General features: G+C 48.3%; 17 protein-coding genes. 8 read left to right on the top strand and 9 right to left on the bottom strand.

Annotated elements, in window-relative coordinates:
- Positions 1-110: 110 nt before the first annotated feature.
- Entirely contained in the window at positions 111-884 is a 774-nt protein-coding gene (locus GA0116948_RS16650; RefSeq protein ID WP_089714279.1) for a menaquinone biosynthetic enzyme MqnA/MqnD family protein, read from the bottom strand.
- Positions 885-1,148: 264 nt separating this feature from the next.
- Between GA0116948_RS16650 and GA0116948_RS16655 the strand changes: the two genes are divergently transcribed.
- Entirely contained in the window at positions 1,149-2,096 is a 948-nt protein-coding gene (locus GA0116948_RS16655) for a hypothetical protein (RefSeq protein WP_089714281.1), read from the top strand.
- A gap of 324 nt (positions 2,097-2,420) precedes the next feature.
- Positions 2,421-3,758: an adenylosuccinate lyase gene (gene purB / locus GA0116948_RS16660; protein ID WP_089714283.1), complete on the top strand. Its 1,338-nt coding sequence runs from the start codon at positions 2,421-2,423 to the stop codon at positions 3,756-3,758.
- Positions 3,759-4,132: 374 nt separating this feature from the next.
- Here purB and GA0116948_RS16665 read toward each other — a convergent pair whose 3' ends face one another.
- Positions 4,133-4,489 (bottom strand): YraN family protein, encoded by a 357-nt coding sequence (locus GA0116948_RS16665; protein WP_089714285.1) that lies wholly within the window; start codon positions 4,487-4,489, stop codon positions 4,133-4,135.
- A gap of 60 nt (positions 4,490-4,549) precedes the next feature.
- On the opposite strand from GA0116948_RS16665, the gene manA reads away from it, so the two are divergent.
- Entirely contained in the window at positions 4,550-5,761 is a 1,212-nt protein-coding gene (gene manA, locus GA0116948_RS16670) for a mannose-6-phosphate isomerase, class I (protein WP_089714286.1), read from the top strand.
- Between the two features lie 110 nt (positions 5,762-5,871).
- On the opposite strand, the gene lepA is transcribed toward manA, so the two are convergent.
- Positions 5,872-7,662, bottom strand: coding sequence for a translation elongation factor 4 (gene lepA / locus GA0116948_RS16675; protein WP_089714288.1), 1,791 nt, complete (start codon positions 7,660-7,662; stop codon positions 5,872-5,874).
- 112 nt (positions 7,663-7,774) lie between these two features.
- Here lepA and GA0116948_RS16680 point away from each other — a divergent pair, with 112 nt between their 5' ends.
- From GA0116948_RS16680 to GA0116948_RS16690, 3 genes are all read left to right on the top strand, one after another.
- Positions 7,775-8,032: an acyl-CoA-binding protein gene (locus tag GA0116948_RS16680; RefSeq protein WP_089714290.1), complete on the top strand. Its 258-nt coding sequence runs from the start codon at positions 7,775-7,777 to the stop codon at positions 8,030-8,032.
- Positions 8,033-8,130: 98 nt separating this feature from the next.
- Entirely contained in the window at positions 8,131-9,366 is a 1,236-nt protein-coding gene (gene rocD / locus GA0116948_RS16685; RefSeq protein ID WP_089714292.1) for an ornithine--oxo-acid transaminase, read from the top strand.
- Between the two features lie 5 nt (positions 9,367-9,371).
- Positions 9,372-10,016, top strand: a complete 645-nt coding sequence (locus GA0116948_RS16690) for a VIT1/CCC1 transporter family protein (RefSeq protein ID WP_089714295.1) — start codon at positions 9,372-9,374, stop codon at positions 10,014-10,016.
- Here the strand turns inward: GA0116948_RS16690 and GA0116948_RS16695 are convergent.
- Together GA0116948_RS16695 and GA0116948_RS16700 are read right to left on the bottom strand one after the other, a co-directional pair.
- Positions 10,013-10,414: a hypothetical protein gene (locus GA0116948_RS16695; RefSeq protein ID WP_089714296.1), complete on the bottom strand. Its 402-nt coding sequence runs from the start codon at positions 10,412-10,414 to the stop codon at positions 10,013-10,015. The two genes, GA0116948_RS16690 and GA0116948_RS16695, sit on opposite strands and share 4 nt — an antisense overlap.
- A 126-nt stretch (positions 10,415-10,540) precedes the next feature.
- Positions 10,541-12,652, bottom strand: coding sequence for a S9 family peptidase (locus GA0116948_RS16700; protein ID WP_240619262.1), 2,112 nt, complete (start codon positions 12,650-12,652; stop codon positions 10,541-10,543).
- Positions 12,653-12,950: 298 nt separating this feature from the next.
- Between GA0116948_RS16700 and GA0116948_RS16705 the strand changes: the two genes are divergently transcribed.
- The gene (locus tag GA0116948_RS16705) at positions 12,951-13,196 is read left to right on the top strand and encodes a hypothetical protein (RefSeq protein ID WP_089714300.1); all 246 of its coding nucleotides are present in this window, start codon (positions 12,951-12,953) and stop codon (positions 13,194-13,196) included.
- Between the two features lie 210 nt (positions 13,197-13,406).
- Here GA0116948_RS16705 and GA0116948_RS16710 read toward each other — a convergent pair whose 3' ends face one another.
- The 3 genes from GA0116948_RS16710 to GA0116948_RS16720 all read right to left on the bottom strand — a co-directional run bounded on the left by GA0116948_RS16710 (position 13,407) and on the right by GA0116948_RS16720 (position 17,829).
- Complete coding sequence (locus tag GA0116948_RS16710) at positions 13,407-14,480, bottom strand: class I fructose-bisphosphate aldolase (RefSeq protein WP_089714302.1); 1,074 nt, start codon at positions 14,478-14,480, stop codon at positions 13,407-13,409.
- Between the two features lie 372 nt (positions 14,481-14,852).
- On the bottom strand, positions 14,853-15,824 hold the full coding sequence (locus GA0116948_RS16715) for a YciE/YciF ferroxidase family protein (protein ID WP_240619263.1): 972 nt from the start codon (positions 15,822-15,824) through the stop codon (positions 14,853-14,855).
- 175 nt (positions 15,825-15,999) lie between these two features.
- The gene (locus tag GA0116948_RS16720; RefSeq protein WP_089714304.1) at positions 16,000-17,829 is read right to left on the bottom strand and encodes an ATP-dependent DNA helicase; all 1,830 of its coding nucleotides are present in this window, start codon (positions 17,827-17,829) and stop codon (positions 16,000-16,002) included.
- 148 nt (positions 17,830-17,977) lie between these two features.
- Between GA0116948_RS16720 and trxA the strand changes: the two genes are divergently transcribed.
- Positions 17,978-18,298: a thioredoxin gene (gene trxA, locus GA0116948_RS16725; RefSeq protein ID WP_089714306.1), complete on the top strand. Its 321-nt coding sequence runs from the start codon at positions 17,978-17,980 to the stop codon at positions 18,296-18,298.
- Positions 18,299-18,488: 190 nt separating this feature from the next.
- Here trxA and GA0116948_RS16730 read toward each other — a convergent pair whose 3' ends face one another.
- Positions 18,489-18,677: a hypothetical protein gene (locus tag GA0116948_RS16730; protein WP_089714308.1), complete on the bottom strand. Its 189-nt coding sequence runs from the start codon at positions 18,675-18,677 to the stop codon at positions 18,489-18,491.
- Positions 18,678-18,721: the final 44 nt, after the last annotated feature.

Genomic DNA, 18,721 nt, shown 5'->3' on the forward strand with positions numbered 1-18,721 from the left:
TTACCGGTATATAAATTCCAGGTAACAGGCCCACTCCCAGGACGAAAAAGCCGCTCTACTAACCTTTCCTGGCAGTAGCGCGGCTTTTTTGTTGTTATATTTAATGAAGATTATAAGGCTATGTTCCTGGTAATGAATGATTTATCTTCTTGAAGATATTTTACAAAACGCGACAGGCCCTGGCGCTTGGCCGGGGTGAGCGGGAAGCTTATATTTTTCGTATAATACGTAACCAGGTCATACGGTTCGTAAGGATTTTCGGCCACCACTTCCGGCAGGTGCTTTATACCAATGCCCACTGCCTCATTAAATTGGCGAATGAAGTTATCAGACAATTCTTTATTAGCAATCCAGGCGGCAAATACGAAAGGCAGGCTGGTGAGCCGCATCCAGGCTTCGGCCAGGTCGAAAATATAGATGGATTTGTGACGCTGCACAAGGGCGCGGTCGCCAATCACTACGCCAGCGTCTGTACCGGTAATGAGGTGTTCATAGTTGCCCGTAGTTTCAACCAGTTCCACTTCCAGTTTCCAGAACTCTTGCAGCAGTATCTTAAACAGCGCCACCGAGCTGCGGCTCTGGTAGTCGAGGTAAATACGTTTGATCTGCGAAAGCGGCACATCACTGAACAGGCAAACGGAGGCCACCGGGCCTTCGGCACCAATGCAGTAATCTGTTATGATATGGTATTCCTTCAGGCGGGGAATGGTGGCTACCGGCACGAGGGCAACATCTACCTGGTCATCCACCAGTTGTTGTGCAATTTTTGCCGGGTAATCCACGGAAAGTTCCATCAGATCCATCACCGGGTGATTCCTTAATCCGTACAATAGAGGCTTTGTATTCAAATAACTTACCGCTGCAACTTTTACTTTCCGTTCCAATGTTCTTCGATTTGAGGTGCCAAAAATACTGCTTTTGGATATTAGAGACCATTGTTTTAACATTTTCATAAACCCTCTTCAGCCCAAGTTCAGTACAGCAGGCATGCAGCAGGCAATGCGATGAGTAGTATAGATATTGCAACAAACGCACAAGGTTTCGCAACACCGCACAATGCCTATTCTTTCCGATAGCAGTTATTTTGCAGGTATCAGCCCATCGTTGGTGAGGTACAACCTTAACTTTTACTTTAACACCTATTTATTATGGAAACAACTATTAAACCGGGAAGGTATTTGCTTGCAGCCTTAGCTATTTTTTTGCTAAGTAATTGCCATAAAGAACCCGGCAACCTAAACAAATCTCCAAATGTAGACTCTTCTATTGTGAATGCCATGTACCCGAAAGTGCAATCGTTTTATGATGCTGGTGCTAGCTCTACTGTGTATAAATCCATCATTACCTATGACAAGGATAACCATATTCAAGAAATGGCAAGGGATAGTACTTTACTCATCACGGTAAAAGGAAGTACAGTCAACGTCATCACAAATACCTATACATATAAAGATAAATATACATATTACTTGAATTATCAATATATTATGAGTTATGTTTTTTCATTTGATGGATTAGGAGATCCCAATTCCACCATTTATAACAAGTGCCCATTAAAAATGGAATCTTCCTTTTATGAAAATAATGTAGCTGCAGGCACTACCCAAAGTAGGCCTGCAACCGTAGAATATTTAAGCGGCAATAAAGAGGGGTATCCTTTACAAGAGATGAGTTCCGATGGGGACGGGTACAATTATAATTATACTTATGATGATAATGGTAATTTGAAACAAATAACTTTCATCACATTATCGGGGCCTCGATCTTCTCAGGTTTATGGCCGGGTAAATGTGATTTCCCTCGATAATAAGCCATCGCCTTTTTCTGCCGTTAAGGGCTATTGGATAGCCAGTTTCCCCCAAGGTTATAACTGGGATTATGCCCTTGCCTTTTGCAAAAACAACCCGCTTCAGATGACCCACGAAACGTATAATAGCGAAAAAGGGCGCTTTATGGTAACAGAAAAAGACGATTTTTTATATACCTACAATGACCAAGGATACCCTACCCAGGTTTCGATAGACATTTCTTATTATAGTAATGTAGATGGTAGTTTATATCAAAGGGGTGTAAGGGTCTACAATTATACTTATTAACCATAAAGACCGCCAGTACGAAGTGTTTAAACCAGGTTGTCTGGTGTAACAAATACCATGGGTTCGGAGCATCCTCCCTGCACGGCCTTCACTACCGCGCAACCCCGCTGCGACATTTATCCCTATACTTATATTTGCTGCTGCGCTAATAAGCCTCAAACGGAAGGTGCAAAAAAAAGAAAAAATGATACCTTTTGCCTGATTTCTTGCTATCAATGGCCTAATTTTGCGGCTCGGTAATACAAACGGCGTTTGCGGATAACCGGCGTTCATATGCTGGTTCGCAGGCCTGGCCGATCATCAAAATCAGTTAGCAAATATAGAATGGAACTACAAGCACTGACCGCTATTTCCCCGCTGGACGGGCGTTACCGCAAGCAACTGGAAGAGCTGGCGCCTTATTTCTCCGAATACGCCCTCATTCGCTACCGTGTGCTGGTAGAAGTGGAATACTTCATTGCCCTTGCTGGCCAGGGTATTTTTCCGCTGGCGGAAAACCTGCATGCGCCCCTGCGCCGCATTTACCAGGAATTTACGCTGGCAAACGCCCAGACGATCAAAGACACCGAAAAGATCACGAACCACGATGTAAAAGCCGTGGAATACTTTCTCAAAGACCAGCTTAAAGCCCTGGACCTGGCAGACCGCCTGGAGTGGGTACACTTTGGCCTTACCTCCCAGGATATTAATAATACCGCCATTCCCCTGCTCTGGAAAGAAGCCCTGCATACCTCCTACCTGCCTGGTGTAACCCATTTGGTGCAATCCTTGGAAAACCGCTCCCAAAGCTGGATGCATGTACCCATGCTAGCTCGCACCCATGGACAGCCGGCCTCTCCTACCATTCTGGGTAAGGAAATGGCTGTGTTTGTAGAGCGCCTGCAAGGACAGCTAAAACTGCTCCGGGAAGTGCCCTTTGCAGCCAAATTTGGCGGTGCCACAGGCAATTTCAACGCTCACCATGTGGCCTTTCCCCACATAGACTGGGTAATATTTGGTAACCATTTCGTAAACGAGGTGCTGGGTCTTCAACGCATGCAATTTACCACCCAGATAGAACATTACGATCACCTTGCTGCCCAGTTTGACGGCCTGAAACGCATCAACACCATCCTGCTGGATCTCTGTAAAGACATCTGGCAATACATTTCCATGGATTACTTTAAGCAGCAGATCAAGAAAGACGAAGTAGGATCTTCTGCCATGCCGCATAAGGTAAACCCGATAGATTTTGAAAACGCCGAAGGCAACCTGGGCATCGGCAACGCACTGTACGAGCATCTCAGCGCTAAACTGCCCATCTCCCGCCTTCAGCGCGATCTGACGGATAGCACGGTGTTGCGCAATATAGGCGTGCCACTGGGACATTCTTTGCTGGCATTAAAGTCTATCGAAAAAGGATTGGGTAAACTTATTCTCAACGAAAGTAAGATAGCTGCCGACCTGGAAAATAACTGGGCCGTAGTGGCCGAGGCTATCCAAACCGTGCTGCGCCGGGAAAGCTATCCGCAGCCTTACGAAGCCCTGAAAGCACTGACCCGTGGCGGTGTGATCAATGCCGATACCATCCGCAATTTTATTGAAGGGCTACAAGTATCTGATGACGTGAAGGCGGAACTGCTGGCCATTAACCCATCGAACTACACCGGCATTTTCGGCTAATGACCTTTCTATAATTTTTATACAACGGCTGCAAGAAATCATGGCTTGCAGCCGTTTTTTCTGGAACGGAAAACAAAAAAGCCATCACCTTATGGGACGGCTTTTTATGCTTCAGGAACAATCGTTTTACTAGTAATGTGGATGTGTTAAAACGGCGTATTAACTACTTATGATCACTGGGTAAAATGCGATGCGGGACTAATTTATAGCTGGACCATGATACACTACCTTTCATTCACCCTGTAAATATAAAAGTAAAAGGTGAATTAAATGAATGTTGTACGTGGCAGGATTGTTAAGCCCCGTTTAATGCTACAGGAATAGACATTCATCAGCCCTGAGCCCGCAACAAACAGCCTCTGGTGCGGCTTATATTAAAACGCATCCTCAAAATGCAACAGTTCATATTGTGCGGCATCCGTAAAAGTAATGGCAATAATATCGAAGCGGATGTCTGCATAAGGCTCCGGGAAGGTATCTAAAAACAGCTCGGCGGCAGCTTCCAGGTGTTGCCGTTTTTTGTGGTGTACGGCGGACTCCGGCCAGGCAAACTGGCTGGCAGTGCGGGTTTTAACTTCTACAAACACCAGCAGGTTATGATGGCGGGCTATGAGATCTATCTCCCAGCGCTGCGCCTTCCAGTTGTGGTGCAGCAGGGTATATCCCGCACGCTCCAGGAAAGCAGCAGCTATCTCCTCTCCCTTTTTACCAAAGTCCAAGTGAAAAGCCATTTGTTTTTAGCTAATTTTGAGTGCGCTTATTTAAAATTATTAAATCGTTCAATACATACAATGGCACAAAAACTTTTTGCACTGGAAGGGAAAGTACAACATTACGCCTGGGGCGGATTTCATTATTTGAGGGATCTGCTAAACCTTCCCGCATCCGACGTACCCGACGCGGAATACTGGATGGGCGCGCATCCCAGCGCTCCTTCCCTCATCGATAGTAAACCCGGCGGCCAGCCACTCCATGAATATATTGCCAACGACCCATCCGGGGTATTGGGCGAAACTACGTATAAGCGTTTCGGTGAGTTGCCTTATCTCTTTAAAATACTGGAAGTAAAAGACATGCTTTCTATCCAGGTACATCCTACCAAAGAGGAAGCGGAGAAAGGATTTGCCCGTGAAAACGCTGCCGGCATTCCCCTGAACGCGCCGCAACGCAACTACAAAGACAATAATCACAAGCCGGAAATCATGGTAGCCCTCACGGAGTTTTGGCTGTTGCATGGTTTCCTGCCGGAAGATAAGTTGAAAACCGTATTGCAGGAAGTGCCGGAATTCCAGGTATTCCTGCCCGTGTTTGAAAAAGGGGGCTACAAGGCCCTTTACCAGCAGGTGATGGACATGCCCCAGGACGCGGTGAATACCTTCCTGCGTCCGCTGGGAGCGCGCATCCTGCCAGCCTATCAGGCCGGTACGCTAGATAAAGACAGCGCAGCCTTCTGGGCTGCCCGTGCTATTGCCAACGATCCTAAAGGACTGGATCATCTAGATCGTGGCATTTTCTCTATCTACTTCTTTAACGTAGTACATGTACAGCCTGGTGATGGCGTTTTTCAGGATGCCGGCATTCCCCATGCCTATCTCGAAGGCGTGAATGTGGAGCTGATGGCCAATTCAGATAACGTACTGCGCGGCGGCCTTACCCCCAAACACGTAGACGTACCCGAACTACTGAAACATACCCGCTTTGAAGCCATACATCCCAATGTGCTGAAAGGTACGCCCGGCAAAGACAAGGCGGAGCTTATATATCCTACGCCTGCACCTGATTTCCAGGTAAGCCGTATTGTCCTGGACGATGAGCATGTATATTATGAACATACAGCACAGGCAGCGGAGATACTTATTCTGCTGGATGGAGACGCCACTATTACCGGTTCCGAAAACACGGTGGCCCTGCTCAAAGGCCAATGTGCCTTCATTGCCTACGGCGAAGATTACCGCATTAGCAGTAGCAACAGTGCCCTGCTATACAAAGCCACTGTAAGCTAATGCAGGTTAGGCACAAAAGATTATACTGATTGCATTATTCCCATTATAGCATAAAAAAACCTGAGGTTGACCCAGGTTTTTTTATGCTATAATTTATATAATACGTTTGCTTAATCATCCAGTTTCAGTACTGCCAGGAAAGCTTCTTGGGGTACTTCTACGTTGCCTATTTGGCGCATGCGTTTCTTCCCTTCTTTTTGTTTTTCCAGGAGTTTGCGTTTACGGGATATGTCACCACCATAACATTTGGCAGTAACGTCTTTGCGCATAGCGCTGATCGTTTCGCGGGAAATGATTTTGGCGCCAATAGCGGCCTGAATGGCGATCACGAATTGCTGACGGGGCAAAAGCTCCCGGAGTTTTTCGCAAAGCTTGCGGCCAAAATCGTTGGCACGCTGGCGGTGAATAAGCGCACTTAGGGCGTCTATTTTTTCGCCGTTCAGCAGGATGTCCATTTTCACAATATCTGAATCGCGGTAACCGATCGGGGTGTAATCGAAAGAGGCATAACCACGGGTCTGGCTTTTTAATTTGTCGTAGAAGTCGAACACGATTTCCGTGAGGGGAATCTCGAACGACAGCTCCACCCGGGTGGGCGTGAGATAGCTCTGGTTCAGCAGGATGCCGCGCTTGCCCAGGCACAGGGTCATGATGTTGCCAATATAATCCGGCTTACTGATAATTTGCGCACGGATGTAAGGTTCTTCTATCCGTTCTATGCGGCTGGGGTCGGGCATTTCCGTGGGATTGTTCACGATCACTACTTCCTTGCGCGTGGTGTGGGCAATGAAGCTCACATTGGGCACAGTAGTGATCACGGTTTGGTTAAACTCCCTTTCCAGCCTTTCCTGAATAATTTCCATGTGCAGCATCCCCAGAAATCCGCAACGAAAGCCAAAACCAAGTGCCTGGGAGGTTTCCAGCTCGTAGGTCAGGGAAGCGTCGTTTAGTTGCAGTTTGTCCATGCAGTCACGCAGCTCTTCAAATTCGTCGGTATTCACGGGAAATATACCGGCAAATACCATGGGTTTCACTTCCTCAAAACCATTTATAGAATCGGGGCTGGGATTCACTACTGCGGTAATGGTATCCCCTACTTTCACTTCCTTGGCGTTTTTAATGCCGGTGATAATATATCCTACGTCACCGGCTTTTACTTGCTTGCGACTTTCCAAACCTAGTTTCAGGATACCTACTTCGGCGGCGTCGTATTCCTCGCCCGTGTTGATGAAGCGGATCTTTTCACCCGCACGAAGGGTACCGTTGAACACGCGGAAATAGGCGATAATACCCCGGAAGGAATTAAATACGCTATCGAAAATCAGTGCCTGTAGCGGAGCCGTTTCGTCGCCTTTGGGGGCGGGAATGCGGTCTACAATTGCTTGCAGGATCTCTTCAATACCGATGCCGGACTTACCAGATGCCAGGAGAATATCTTCTTCCTTACAGCCGATCAGTTCTATGATTTGGTCTTTTACTTCGGGGATCATGGCACCTTCCATATCGATCTTATTGATCACGGGTATGATCTCCAGATCATTTTCAAGGGCCAGGTAAAGATTGCTGATGGTCTGGGCCTGAATGCCCTGGCTAGCGTCTACCAGCAGCAAAGCGCCTTCACAGGCGGCGAGTGCGCGAGAAACTTCGTAGCTAAAATCTACGTGTCCGGGGGTATCTATCAAGTTGAAGGTATATTGCTGGCCCTTGAAGATATAGTCCATCTGAATGGCGTGGCTTTTAATGGTAATGCCTTTTTCGCGTTCCAGGTCCATATCGTCCAGCACCTGCGCTTGCATATCACGGTCAGCGATCGTCTTTGTATGTTCCAGTAGCCGGTCTGCCAGGGTACTTTTCCCATGGTCGATGTGGGCGATAATGCAGAAATTGCGGATATTCTTCATAAATATTTTGGATAGGCCGGAACAGCAAGATCTGACCCGTGCTTCAAGGCGCGAAGGTAGCATATTTCCGGCAGATTAAATTGAGTATATTGCCTGGCTAAAATCCGTTTTCATGAGCCAGACCCCTGCATTTGAAGCCGCCGTAGCCGCCAGCAAAACCTTGTCTGAAAAACCGGGCAACGACGTGCTGCTACAGCTCTATTCCCTTTACAAACAAGCCACCGAAGGAGATGCCAGCGGCGACGGCCCTGCCAACCCGTTTGACTTTGTGGCCAAGGCCAAGCACGACGCCTGGGCAGGCCTGAAAGGCAAAACCACTGCAGCCGCCGAACAGGAGTATATTGAGCTGGTGGCAAAACTGAAAGGGTAATTGTTTTACGGGAAAAGCACAAGGCCTGTACCATTACAGCTTTCGCAGCCGCTTATACATAGTCCGCTACATTGTACACAATACAGTATCTTTGACACATGGTACCCGCATTTACAGCAAGTGAAAAAACCCGGCATTTTTTAGCGCTGGAGGAACAATATGGCGCGCATAATTATCATCCTTTACCGGTAGTGCTTACGCGGGGCGAAGGTGTACACCTGTGGGATGTAGATGATAAGCGTTATTACGATTTCCTGTCGGGCTATTCTGCGGTAAACCAGGGACATTGCCATCCGGAGATCGTTAATGCGCTGGTACAGCAGGCGCATAAACTCACCCTTACTTCCCGGGCATTTTACAACGATCGTTTAGGCGAATATGAAGCATACATTACCCGCTATTTCGGGTACGATAAAGTATTGCCCATGAATACCGGCGTGGAAGCGGTGGAAACAGCGCTGAAACTATGCCGCCGCTGGGGTTATGCAGTAAAGGGCATTCCGGCAGACAAGGCCAAGATCATTGTATGTGCCGAGAACTTTCATGGCCGCACCCTCAACGTAGTATCGTTCAGCACCGATCCCAGTGCCCGCGCCCAGTTTGGCCCCTTCATGCCGGGTTATGAAATAATTCCTTACAATAATTTGCCTGCACTCGAAAAGGCCTTGCAGGATAAAAACGTGGCCGGCTTTCTGGTAGAGCCTATACAGGGCGAGGCCGGCGTGGTGGTGCCCGACGACGGATACCTGGCTAGTGCCCGTCAGTACTGTGCCGACGCCCAGGTGTTATTCATTGCCGATGAAATACAGACCGGCCTGGCCCGCACCGGCAAAATGCTAGCCTGCGATCATGAACAGGTGAGAGCGGATATTCTTATCCTGGGGAAAGCCTTGTCTGGCGGTACATTGCCCATATCGGCCGTACTGGCAGACGATGAGATAATGCTCACCCTGAAGCCAGGCGAACATGGTTCTACTTACGGCGGTAACCCGCTGGCCAGTAAGGTGGCCATTGCTGCAATGGAAGTATTGAAAAAAGAAAAAATGGCAGATAATGCTGCCGCCATGGGCACTTTGCTCCGCGACCAATTACAAGCTATTCAATCGTCCCACGTGGCCGTGATCCGTGGTAAAGGACTGCTCAACGCTATCGTAATTCAACACCCTAACCCCGACGCAGCCTGGCAAGTTTGCCTGACGTTGAAAGAAAACGGGCTGCTGGCCAAACCTACCCATGGCCATATCATTCGCCTTGCACCGCCCCTGCTCATCACGGCTGCACAGATAAAAGACAGTGTGGGTATAATTCAAAAAAGCCTTTCAATACTCGATTAACGTTTATGCCTACACGTAAAAACGCCGTTCGCAGCACGGGTTGGAAAACAGACTTCCTCGTGGGCTTCCCAGACGGGTTATTTCTTTTATATTTTACGACGCATGTCCTGGCAGCGCACGTGAACGTGCAGTATTTTTACAATATTCATTTATGGATATGGCTGGGCTTTTCATTGCTGGTAGGTATTTCCAGCTTCTTTACCAACCGGGGCGCCGGTAGTCTGCATGAAGAAACGATGACGGAGGTGGAGAAAGGTCGGTTAAAAAGACTGGAGCTTACCGACCAGCTGATAGGCGACATTCAGCAAGGAATGGCGGATGATGCGGAGCAGTGGGAAACCACCTTAAAAAATGAGCAGGTGCAGCGGGTGCCTTTCGTAATGGGTGCCGCTATCCGCAGTGCCATTGCTACTGCCTTTTCCTTTTTACTGGGCGGCTACCTGCCACTGTGGTCCTACCTTGCCAATGAAAACTTCGGACAGGCAGGCCGGCAAAGCACTTACATCCTGCTAGTGGCAACGGTGGTGTTTGCCTTGATAAAAGCAACGCTTACCCAGCAGAAAGCCCTGCCGGTGGTATTGCGTACGTTGCTTACGGCGGTGGGCATTATATTGGGCAGTTGGTTATTGGGATATTTTCTGCCGATTTAAAGACCGTTTTTATTTTCTTTAGGCTTTTGCCGGTTTAGCACCACACACACAAAACAGAGAATACCGCCGATGAGGGAAAGGTACAGGCCTATTTTTTGGTCCGGGCACTCCCCAGCTTCACAGCGGGAGAAGATCAGGTAATTACGGAAAGTCCAGGCCATGAGAAAGCCGGCAATAAAAATATTCACGCGGAAGGTCCATGTTTTGTTCAGCCCAAATAAAATAACAGCTATAGTTGCCAGTATAATATTCAATATGCCGGGCTGCCCAAAGGCGGAACCGGTGGTTTGTAGCCCGGTAAACAAGAAATGCCGGCTTTCCACTGTAATCCACGGCAAGAAAGCGCTGATGATGACCATCACTGCGGACACTATGCCGATAATGCTTGTTTTTGTCATAAGGCCTGCAATTTACATCAAAAGTTATTGGTGCAAAGCAAAACGTGCATCATGGTATTGCCACCCTGGTACCCCTACGCACCAGGGTGGCAATACTACGATGAATGATTCGCGATTAGTATTACCTTACCTCGCTCCAGGGGCGCAGTGTTCGCGCAGGTAATTAGTGTACAGGGTAAATAAATGCAGGTAAGTACCCTCCCCTTCCGACAAGCCATGGGAGCGGTTGGGATAAGACATAAATTGAAATTGTTTGTTGTATTTCACCAGCTCATTGATCAGGCGTTCAGCATTGGTATAATGCACGTTATCGTCGCCAGTGCCATGAATGTAGAGCAGGTTACCGCGCAGGTTGCGGGCATTATGTACGGCAGATCCGGCAATGTAATCGGCCTGGGTTTCCTGGGGAATGCCCATATAACGTTCCTGGTAAATATTATCATAGGTGCGCAGGTCGCCCACTGCTGCCACGGCAATACCGGTTTTGTAAATTTCCGGGAACTGGAACAGCAAATTCAAGGTACTGCTGCCGCCACCGCTCCAGCCCCATACGGCCACGCGGGAACTATCAATGAAAGCATATTTTTCCAGCAACGCTTTGGCACCCATGGCCTGGTCATGAATATTAAGGCGGCCTATGTGGCGATATATCGCCTTGCGCCAGGCGCGTCCCTTGGGCAAGGGGGCGCCGCGATTGTCCATCGATGCGTAGATATAACCATCCGCAGCCATATCGCCCCGGTACATGAAATCATGGCCAGCGCCATATTCGTCTTTTGCCGTGGCTGATGCCGGTTCGCCATACACGTAAAAAACGATAGGGTATTTTTTGTTCGGGTCAAAATTGGTGGGTTTACTCATCCAGCCATCCAGGGTTACACCTTCTGGCGTTGTTACCTGGTAAAACTCTACTTTGCTATTTTCTTTCTTAGCATCCTTTAGCATACCGGCTACTTCGCCTTTCACACTTTTATGATCGGGCAGATGAACATACTCACTGGCAGGTGGACAATAATAATTAGAAAACTCATGTACGGCATAATCGCCATAGGGGTCTATCACGTAATCATGGGTGCCAGGTTGGTTTTGGGGAGTAAGCCGCACGGCGGCACCACCCTTCAGGGGAATGCGATATAAATATTGCTGGGTAGCGTTTTCCGGCGAGGCCAGGGCGTAAATATGGCCGCCTCTTTCATCCACCTTACAGATCTTGATCAGGTCATATTTGCCTGGGGTAAGCAGGGTTTCTTTACCATCCAGGCCAATGCGGTAAGCATGACGCCAGCCGTCTTTTTCGCTCACCCAAACAAACGCTTTGCCTTGCTGTAACCAGTCCCAGCCTACACTATTATCCATGTCCCAACTGGCGCGTATATCTACCCAAGCACTATCGGTTTCTGTAAATACCGTATGTGCGTTACCGTTAGTTGCGTCGCAAAGAAAAATTTTGCTCTCGTTCTGGTGGCGGTTCAGTTGCTGTACAATCAATTTATTGCCATTAGGCGCCCATTCCATGCGGGGGAGGTAGTGTTGGGCAGGATCGCCGGGTAGTTGCATCCAGGTAGTGTTGCCAGAGGCCAGGTTCATAACGCCAATGCGGGCTGCTGCCGGGTCCTGGCCTGCAATCGGATATTCTACCGGCACGGTAAAGGAATACAGGGAATCTGTATTATCGATCATCAGGAAGTCGCGGGTATTGTTGGCGTCCAGTTGCCAATAAGCGATAGCCTGTCCGTCGGGGCTCCACCGAAAACCATCGCGGCAACTCATTTCCTCTTCATACACCCAATCGAAGGTGCCGTTAATAAAATGGCGGGTACCATTGGTGGTAAGGGGTTTTATTTCGCCGGTGGCCAGGGTTTCCAGGTAAAGGTTATGATTACTTACATAAGCTACGCGGGAACCGTCTGGTGAAAATTTTGCGAACATCAGTGACGATGCGGGAAGTGATTTTCCAAGTTGTAACACTTGTTTGCTTACCGTGTCGTACACAAAATAGTCGCCCCTGGTTTCATACCGCCATACGCGTTTACTGTTAGAAAATAGCAGCACCTTTTTCTGGTCGGCAGCAAATGAAAAATCGCGAATATCCAGTGCAGTACTGCTGCCTGCGGGTTTAATATCTTTGAGTACCACCGTACGTTCGCCAGTAGCAAGGCGCACGGCAACAATAGATTTGCCCAGGGCTTTATACTGGAACTGTCCGTCTGGCGACCATTTTTGTACAGGATCTGGCATTGTTTGTGCATACAACCTGCCCAAACAGGTAATCCAAAGGAATATTAAAAGCGTAAATGAAAATACCGAACGCATACGATACTAGTAGTTTAGACCGAAAGATAACTAAATACCTGGCTGAATATTAACATGATTCAATAGTAAAACCCTAAAAAAATGAAACTCCTCCAATAGTTATCCACATTAACTTCCAATCAGCTTTGAAATAAAGGATATAAATTTTTGTAATTTAATGTTTTTTATATCTTTATCTCAGAGAAGTCATTTATCAATCAGTGTATCCGAAAACCTTATTTACATGGTACAAGTAACCTACTCCTTTAACAACAGGGAGTATTTTCAAATGGAGGATTCCATTCTAAACCAGTTGGCAGAATCTGCAAAACACCTGTTATTTGCGCTATTAGAGCCTTTAGAAGACATCATGGCCAGTGAAAATGGAAAGATTTGCATTAACCTTGACCAACATCCAAAAATAGAACTGGAGGGTTTCACCAATGACATTAAGTTGCAAATAGAACTGACCTTAAGAGGAGATGCTTAGATATTTACAAAGAATTTATATAAAAAATACAAATGCATAAATATGCCCCGGCTACCTGGGCTTATTATTTAAAAAAGGGGCTGACCAAAAAGTATTGATCAGCCCCTTTTTATTTGGGTACCTGATGGAGACCTGTTATCGTTTAAGCGATTCACAAAGTTTTTATTTACTTTTTGGGTCAACCCCTTCACTATTTTATACAGTAGGGTACTAGGCAATGGTTACATCCTTTGCCAGATATACGTCCTGAATAGCATTGAGCAACTGCACGCCTTCCTGCATGGGGCGCTGAAAGGCTTTTCTGCCGGAGATCAGTCCTGCACCGCCGGCGCGTTTGTTGATCACGGCAGAACGTACTGCATCGGCCATATCTTTTTCCCCAGAAGATGCGCCACCGGAATTTATCAGTCCTATACGGCCCATATAACAATTAGCCACCTGGTAGCGGCAAAGGTCTATGGGGTGATCGGTGGTAAGCTGGGTATAAATGCGTTCGTCCAGTTTGCCATAGCTGGAATTGCCCGTGTTCAGAGCTTTGTAGCCCCCATTGTTTTCAGGCTGCTTTTGTTTAATGATATCTGCCTGTATGGTTACCCCAATATGGTTGGCCTGGCCGGTAAGGTCGGCAGAAAGGTGGTAATCTTTATCTTTCTTAAAGGCGTCGTTGCGCAGGTAACACCACAAGATGGTGGCCATGCCCAAACTATGTGCTTCTTCAAACGCGCGGGACACTTCCACAATCTGGCGGTCCGACTGTTCAGAACCGAAATAGATGGTGGCGCCCACGGCCACGGCACCCAGGTTCCAGGCATCGCGTACTGAACCAAACATCACCTGGTCGAATTTATTGGGGTAGGTGAGTAATTCGTTGTGATTGAGTTTTACGATAAAGGGAATTTTATGTGCATAATGACGGGAGGCCAGGGCCAGTGCGCCAAAGGTGGTAGCTACGGCGTTACACCCTCCTTCCACGGCCAGTTTAGTTATATTAAGCGGATTAAAATAAGCAGGGTTCTTCGCAAACGAAGCCCCGCCACTGTGTTCAATACCTTGGTCTACCGGCAGGATAGAGAGGTAGCCGGTGCCACCCAAACGGCCATGGTTAAATAACTGCCCCAGGCTGCGCAAAACCTGCGGTCCACGGTTGCTCAATGCATACACTTCGTCTATCGTGTTAGCGCCGGGAAGCTGTAGCACATCTTTGGAAATGGTGTTACAGGTATGCTGTAATAAAGAGTCTGATTCCTGTCCGAGCAGGGATTGGATGCCGTCTATAGTAAGCATGATGTAGAATTTTTTGGTCTTTCAAATGTAAACAATCACCTGCGAATGAAGCTCAACCATTCCCAAAATGCAAGGATGACTTTTTAAAATACAAGGCTCCGTTGCCTTTATGCCATCCATGCTGGCAGGAAATTGCGCTATTTCCATTTCATGCACAAAAAAGTCAGTTATTTATTGCGGCGCTATTGCCAGGTGCCAGGTTTCCCGCAGCTTTCAGGCGGCAGCGGCAGAGAGCGCGTTCAGCACACACAGGCGGGGCGGCAGGGACAGTAATGCCTATGGATGCAGGTGTGAAAATGGTAGAAAGCATAAAATAGCCGGCATGGACACAAGGCCATGCCGGCAGGTTGTTGCTACAACCATGTAGGTGTACTATCTTTCTTCGTCGTCTAAGTCTTCCTCCATATCATCGAAGTCTTCGTTTGCTTCGTCGTCTGCTACATCAATATCGACTTCATCAAATTCAATTTCAATATCGGTTTCTTCTTCGTCCTCATCTTCATTGCCTCCAGCGGCTTGTGGGGCTTCACTTTCATGCAGGGCATCGTAGTTCACATGTTGTTCGGCGATCGTGGAGAGGATTGTGTCTGTTTCTTTTTCTTCCCGGAGGGTGGTTTCCAGCAGGGCCGCAATATGCTTTAGTTGAAGGGTGCGGGCTAGTTGTGCCAGGCCGCCGTAGGTAGCAATTTCATAATGCTCTACTTTTTGTGCGGCCAGGATGAGGCCTACATCGCGGGTAGCGGTGCCGGCTTCGGTATGGCTAATGATCTCCTCTCCTTCCTGGATAATACCGTTCATAGCCTCGCACTTCTTGGCCTGGGCTTTTTTACCCAGGTGTTGAAACACTTTATCCAAACGGTTTACATGCTCTTGCGACTGGGTGGTGTGCTGGTCAAAGGCGGTTTTAAGTTGTGGCGAGGTGGCTGCTTTTTTCAACTTAGGTAGCGTTTTTACAATGTGTTTTTCTGCCCAGTAAATATCCTTGATTTCGTCCTGGAAGAAGTTCATCAGGAGGTCTTTAGCGCTGGACTGCTGTATGCGGGTAGTCGAGCGAATATTTCCGCGGGCAACGGTATTGGTCGCACGCGGTGTTTGCTGGCGGGCGACTGACCGGGGGGTACTTTGTTTGGACACGTTGCTATGGGCGGCTGTTTTTTGGGTGGCCGTTTTAGCCGTGGTGCGGGATGATTTGGTAGCCGCGGGCCTGGAAGATGCAGCAGCTTTGCCACTGCCGGAAGTAGTGCGCTTTGAATCATTGGTGGCGCGGTTTGCGCGGCCAGCGGCAGGACCATCCGAAGATTTGCCGGGGCGGCTGGCCTTATTTTTTGCGGAAGTCTTTTTCATAGATTAACTGATTTGTGTTTTTTCGCACAAACAGCAGGCCAGCCCGTACATCACACTAGAGGATGCCTGCATAGTACGGGCGTACGCGCGTCAATCTGTAGAATACGTGGTACAATACTGTATGTGATGCAATGCAGGTGGATTATCACAGCGCATAACAAGTGGACAGTACGCATTATGCCACCGTAACGGCTCCGGGCGATTGTAGTCTTTTCAATTTTTCGCGGAGCAGGTCTTCCAGGGGTTCTAGTTGCACCAGGTAACGCCCTACCCCGGTTTTAGTTTTCATGGTTTCGATGTGAGCCTCCAGGGGTTGCAACAATTCTTCCTGTAGTATTTTAGTAAAGTACTGCAACCCAGCCTGTAGGCGGGTTTCCAGCTGGGTGGTGTTGCCGGTGGCGATGGTGTCCTGGAGCAATTGCAGGAGTTGGCGCTGGAAGCTTTCCGACACGGCCTGCTGCTTTTCCGCCTTTGCAATCAATTCACTAAAAAAGGCGATGGCTGGCTGCCGCTCGGGGAAGCTTTTCATCTGTGTTTTTTCTTTCTGGTGTTGCAGTTGGTCGGTAATAAACTGCCACTGGAATATAGACAGGTAGTGATGTACCAGCGTGCGGTGTTTTTCGTTGGATAACTGGTGGTGCAGTTCCTGTACGCCCGATTCGCGCCGGGCAAAAGCCATTACCTCAGCATCGGTATGAATACAGTGGGCGCCAATACGGCTGCGCAATACCATGCCTTCCATGCTTACGCAGCGGCTTAGCGCCACATACACCTGTCCGGCAGCAAAGGCGTCGCCGGCGTCTATCACTGCTTTTTGAAAGGTAAGGCCCTGGCTTTTGTGGATAGTAATGGCCCAGGCCAGGCGTATGGGGAACTGGGTAAAAGTGCCTATTTCCTCCTCCTCTATTCTTCTTGTCTGCACATTAAAATGATAGCGGATGTTGTGCCAGGTTTCCTCCTCCACTTCCAGCTCCGTGTCTTCTCCTTCAAAGGTTACTAGTATGCGTTTTTGGTCTATGCTTTTGATGGTGCCGATCTTCCCATTGTAGAAACGGCGTACCTTTTCTGTATCGTTTTTGAGGAACATTACCTGTGCGCCGGTTTTGAGCGAGAGTATCATTTCGGTGGGCAGGGCTTTATCGGAAAAATCGCCGGTAATGCGGCCTTCAAAGGTATGCAGCCCCGTGGGCAGGGCCTCCAGCGCATCCAGGTTTATCGCCTCGGCCTTACTGTTGTGGGTGGTGAGGGTAATATAACCCTTGTGCTGCTCCTGGTCGAAATCGGCCAGGAAGCGGGCATTCAGCAGTTCCAGGTCGGCAGGCTGCACCTCATTATTGCGCACCCGGTTCAGCAGGTCTATGAATTGCCGGTCGTTTTGCCGGTAAATCTTTTGCAGGGCTACGTACAATGGTGGGCTTTGCTTTACCACCCAGGCATGGAAAAAGAAGGGGCTGGGATAGTGTGGGGCCAGTAGCTCCCACTGGTCTTGCGGCACCACAGGGGGCAACTGGAACAGGTCGCCGATGTAGATAACCTGTACCCCGCCGAAAGGCTGTACGGGCTGCTTACGGATGTGGCGGAGGATGAGGTCTATGGCGTCCAGCATATCGGCCCGCAGCATAGACACTTCATCGATGATGAGCAGTTCCATTTCCAGCATCAGGGCTTTCTTCTCGGCGCCTATGCGCAGGCCTTTGAGCAAAGGGTGATGGCTGCTCCCTGCAGGGCCTTGCTGGAACAGGCCATTGGTTTCCGGTAAAAAGGGCGCAAAGGGCAGTTGGAAAAAAGAGTGCACGGTAACGCCGCCGGCATTGATGGCCGCCACGCCCGTAGGGGCTACGATCACGGTGTTTTTCTTCACCTGCTCACGGATGTGGCGCAGGAAGGTCGTTTTGCCAGTTCCTGCCTTGCCCGTCAGGAATAAATGGCGGGTAGTATTCATCACGAAATTCGCGGCCAGCGTGAAGGTTTCGTTACTTAAGTCTAATGTATGGGTGGGTGTCATTCGCTGTAGTGGGTAGCCCGGGCGAAGATAGGGATTTTAGTCCTTTTGCCAAATTATTTAGTATTTCTTCCCGCCTGCCATAAGGGCCGGAAAATGCGTCTGGCAGAGACTTTGTACCATTACATTTACAACGTTTAAAAATATTCATATGCATACATCCGACCCAACAGGCAACCAACTGCAAGACATCCTGCAATCCAGCACACCGGTATTGCTGGATTTTTCGGCAACGTGGTGCGGCCCTTGTAAAACGCTGGCCCCTATCCTGGAAGACGTGAAGGCTAAAACCGGCGATAAAATGCGCATTCTCAAAATAGATGTAGATAAGAACCCGAAATTGTCGCAGGAGTGGCAGATTACAGGCGTACCCACATTAATGCTGTTCAAAGCGGGCAAACTTCTTTGGCGGCAAAGTGGCGTGATGCCAGCCCACCAGTTGTTGCAGGTATTGCAACCGCATTTGGGATAAGCCATTACAGCAGGTAGGCAGTGTAACAAGGCCGGTAGCGTTAGATTACCGGCCTTGTTAGTGTAGGTAGCAATCTACTAGTTATACCCAATTTGAATGTTCCCTCAAAGTATGCTTGCCAAATGATTGTTGTAAAAAAAAGCCCTACTACTCATGGCAGCAAGGCTTTGAAATATGATGAGTAAAAGTATTATTTTTTTAAAGCGGCTAACTCGGCAACGGTGTCTTGATTTGAATTATACGGTGTCCAAATTTCTATTCTTTTCAATTGCCCTTCTATGTCACCCAACCTTTCTTCCACTACGTCAAATCTGTGATCAAATTTAGTTTCCAGCGCCTTCAACGCTGATAATATCGTTTGAATCTCTTTTTCAGCCATGGGGATATTTTTAAGGTTTAAGATTTAGCTAAATTAATTAGTAT

It is taken from the genome of Chitinophaga costaii (genome assembly GCF_900094705.1).
In the GTDB taxonomy this organism is placed as follows: domain Bacteria; phylum Bacteroidota; class Bacteroidia; order Chitinophagales; family Chitinophagaceae; genus Chitinophaga; species Chitinophaga costaii.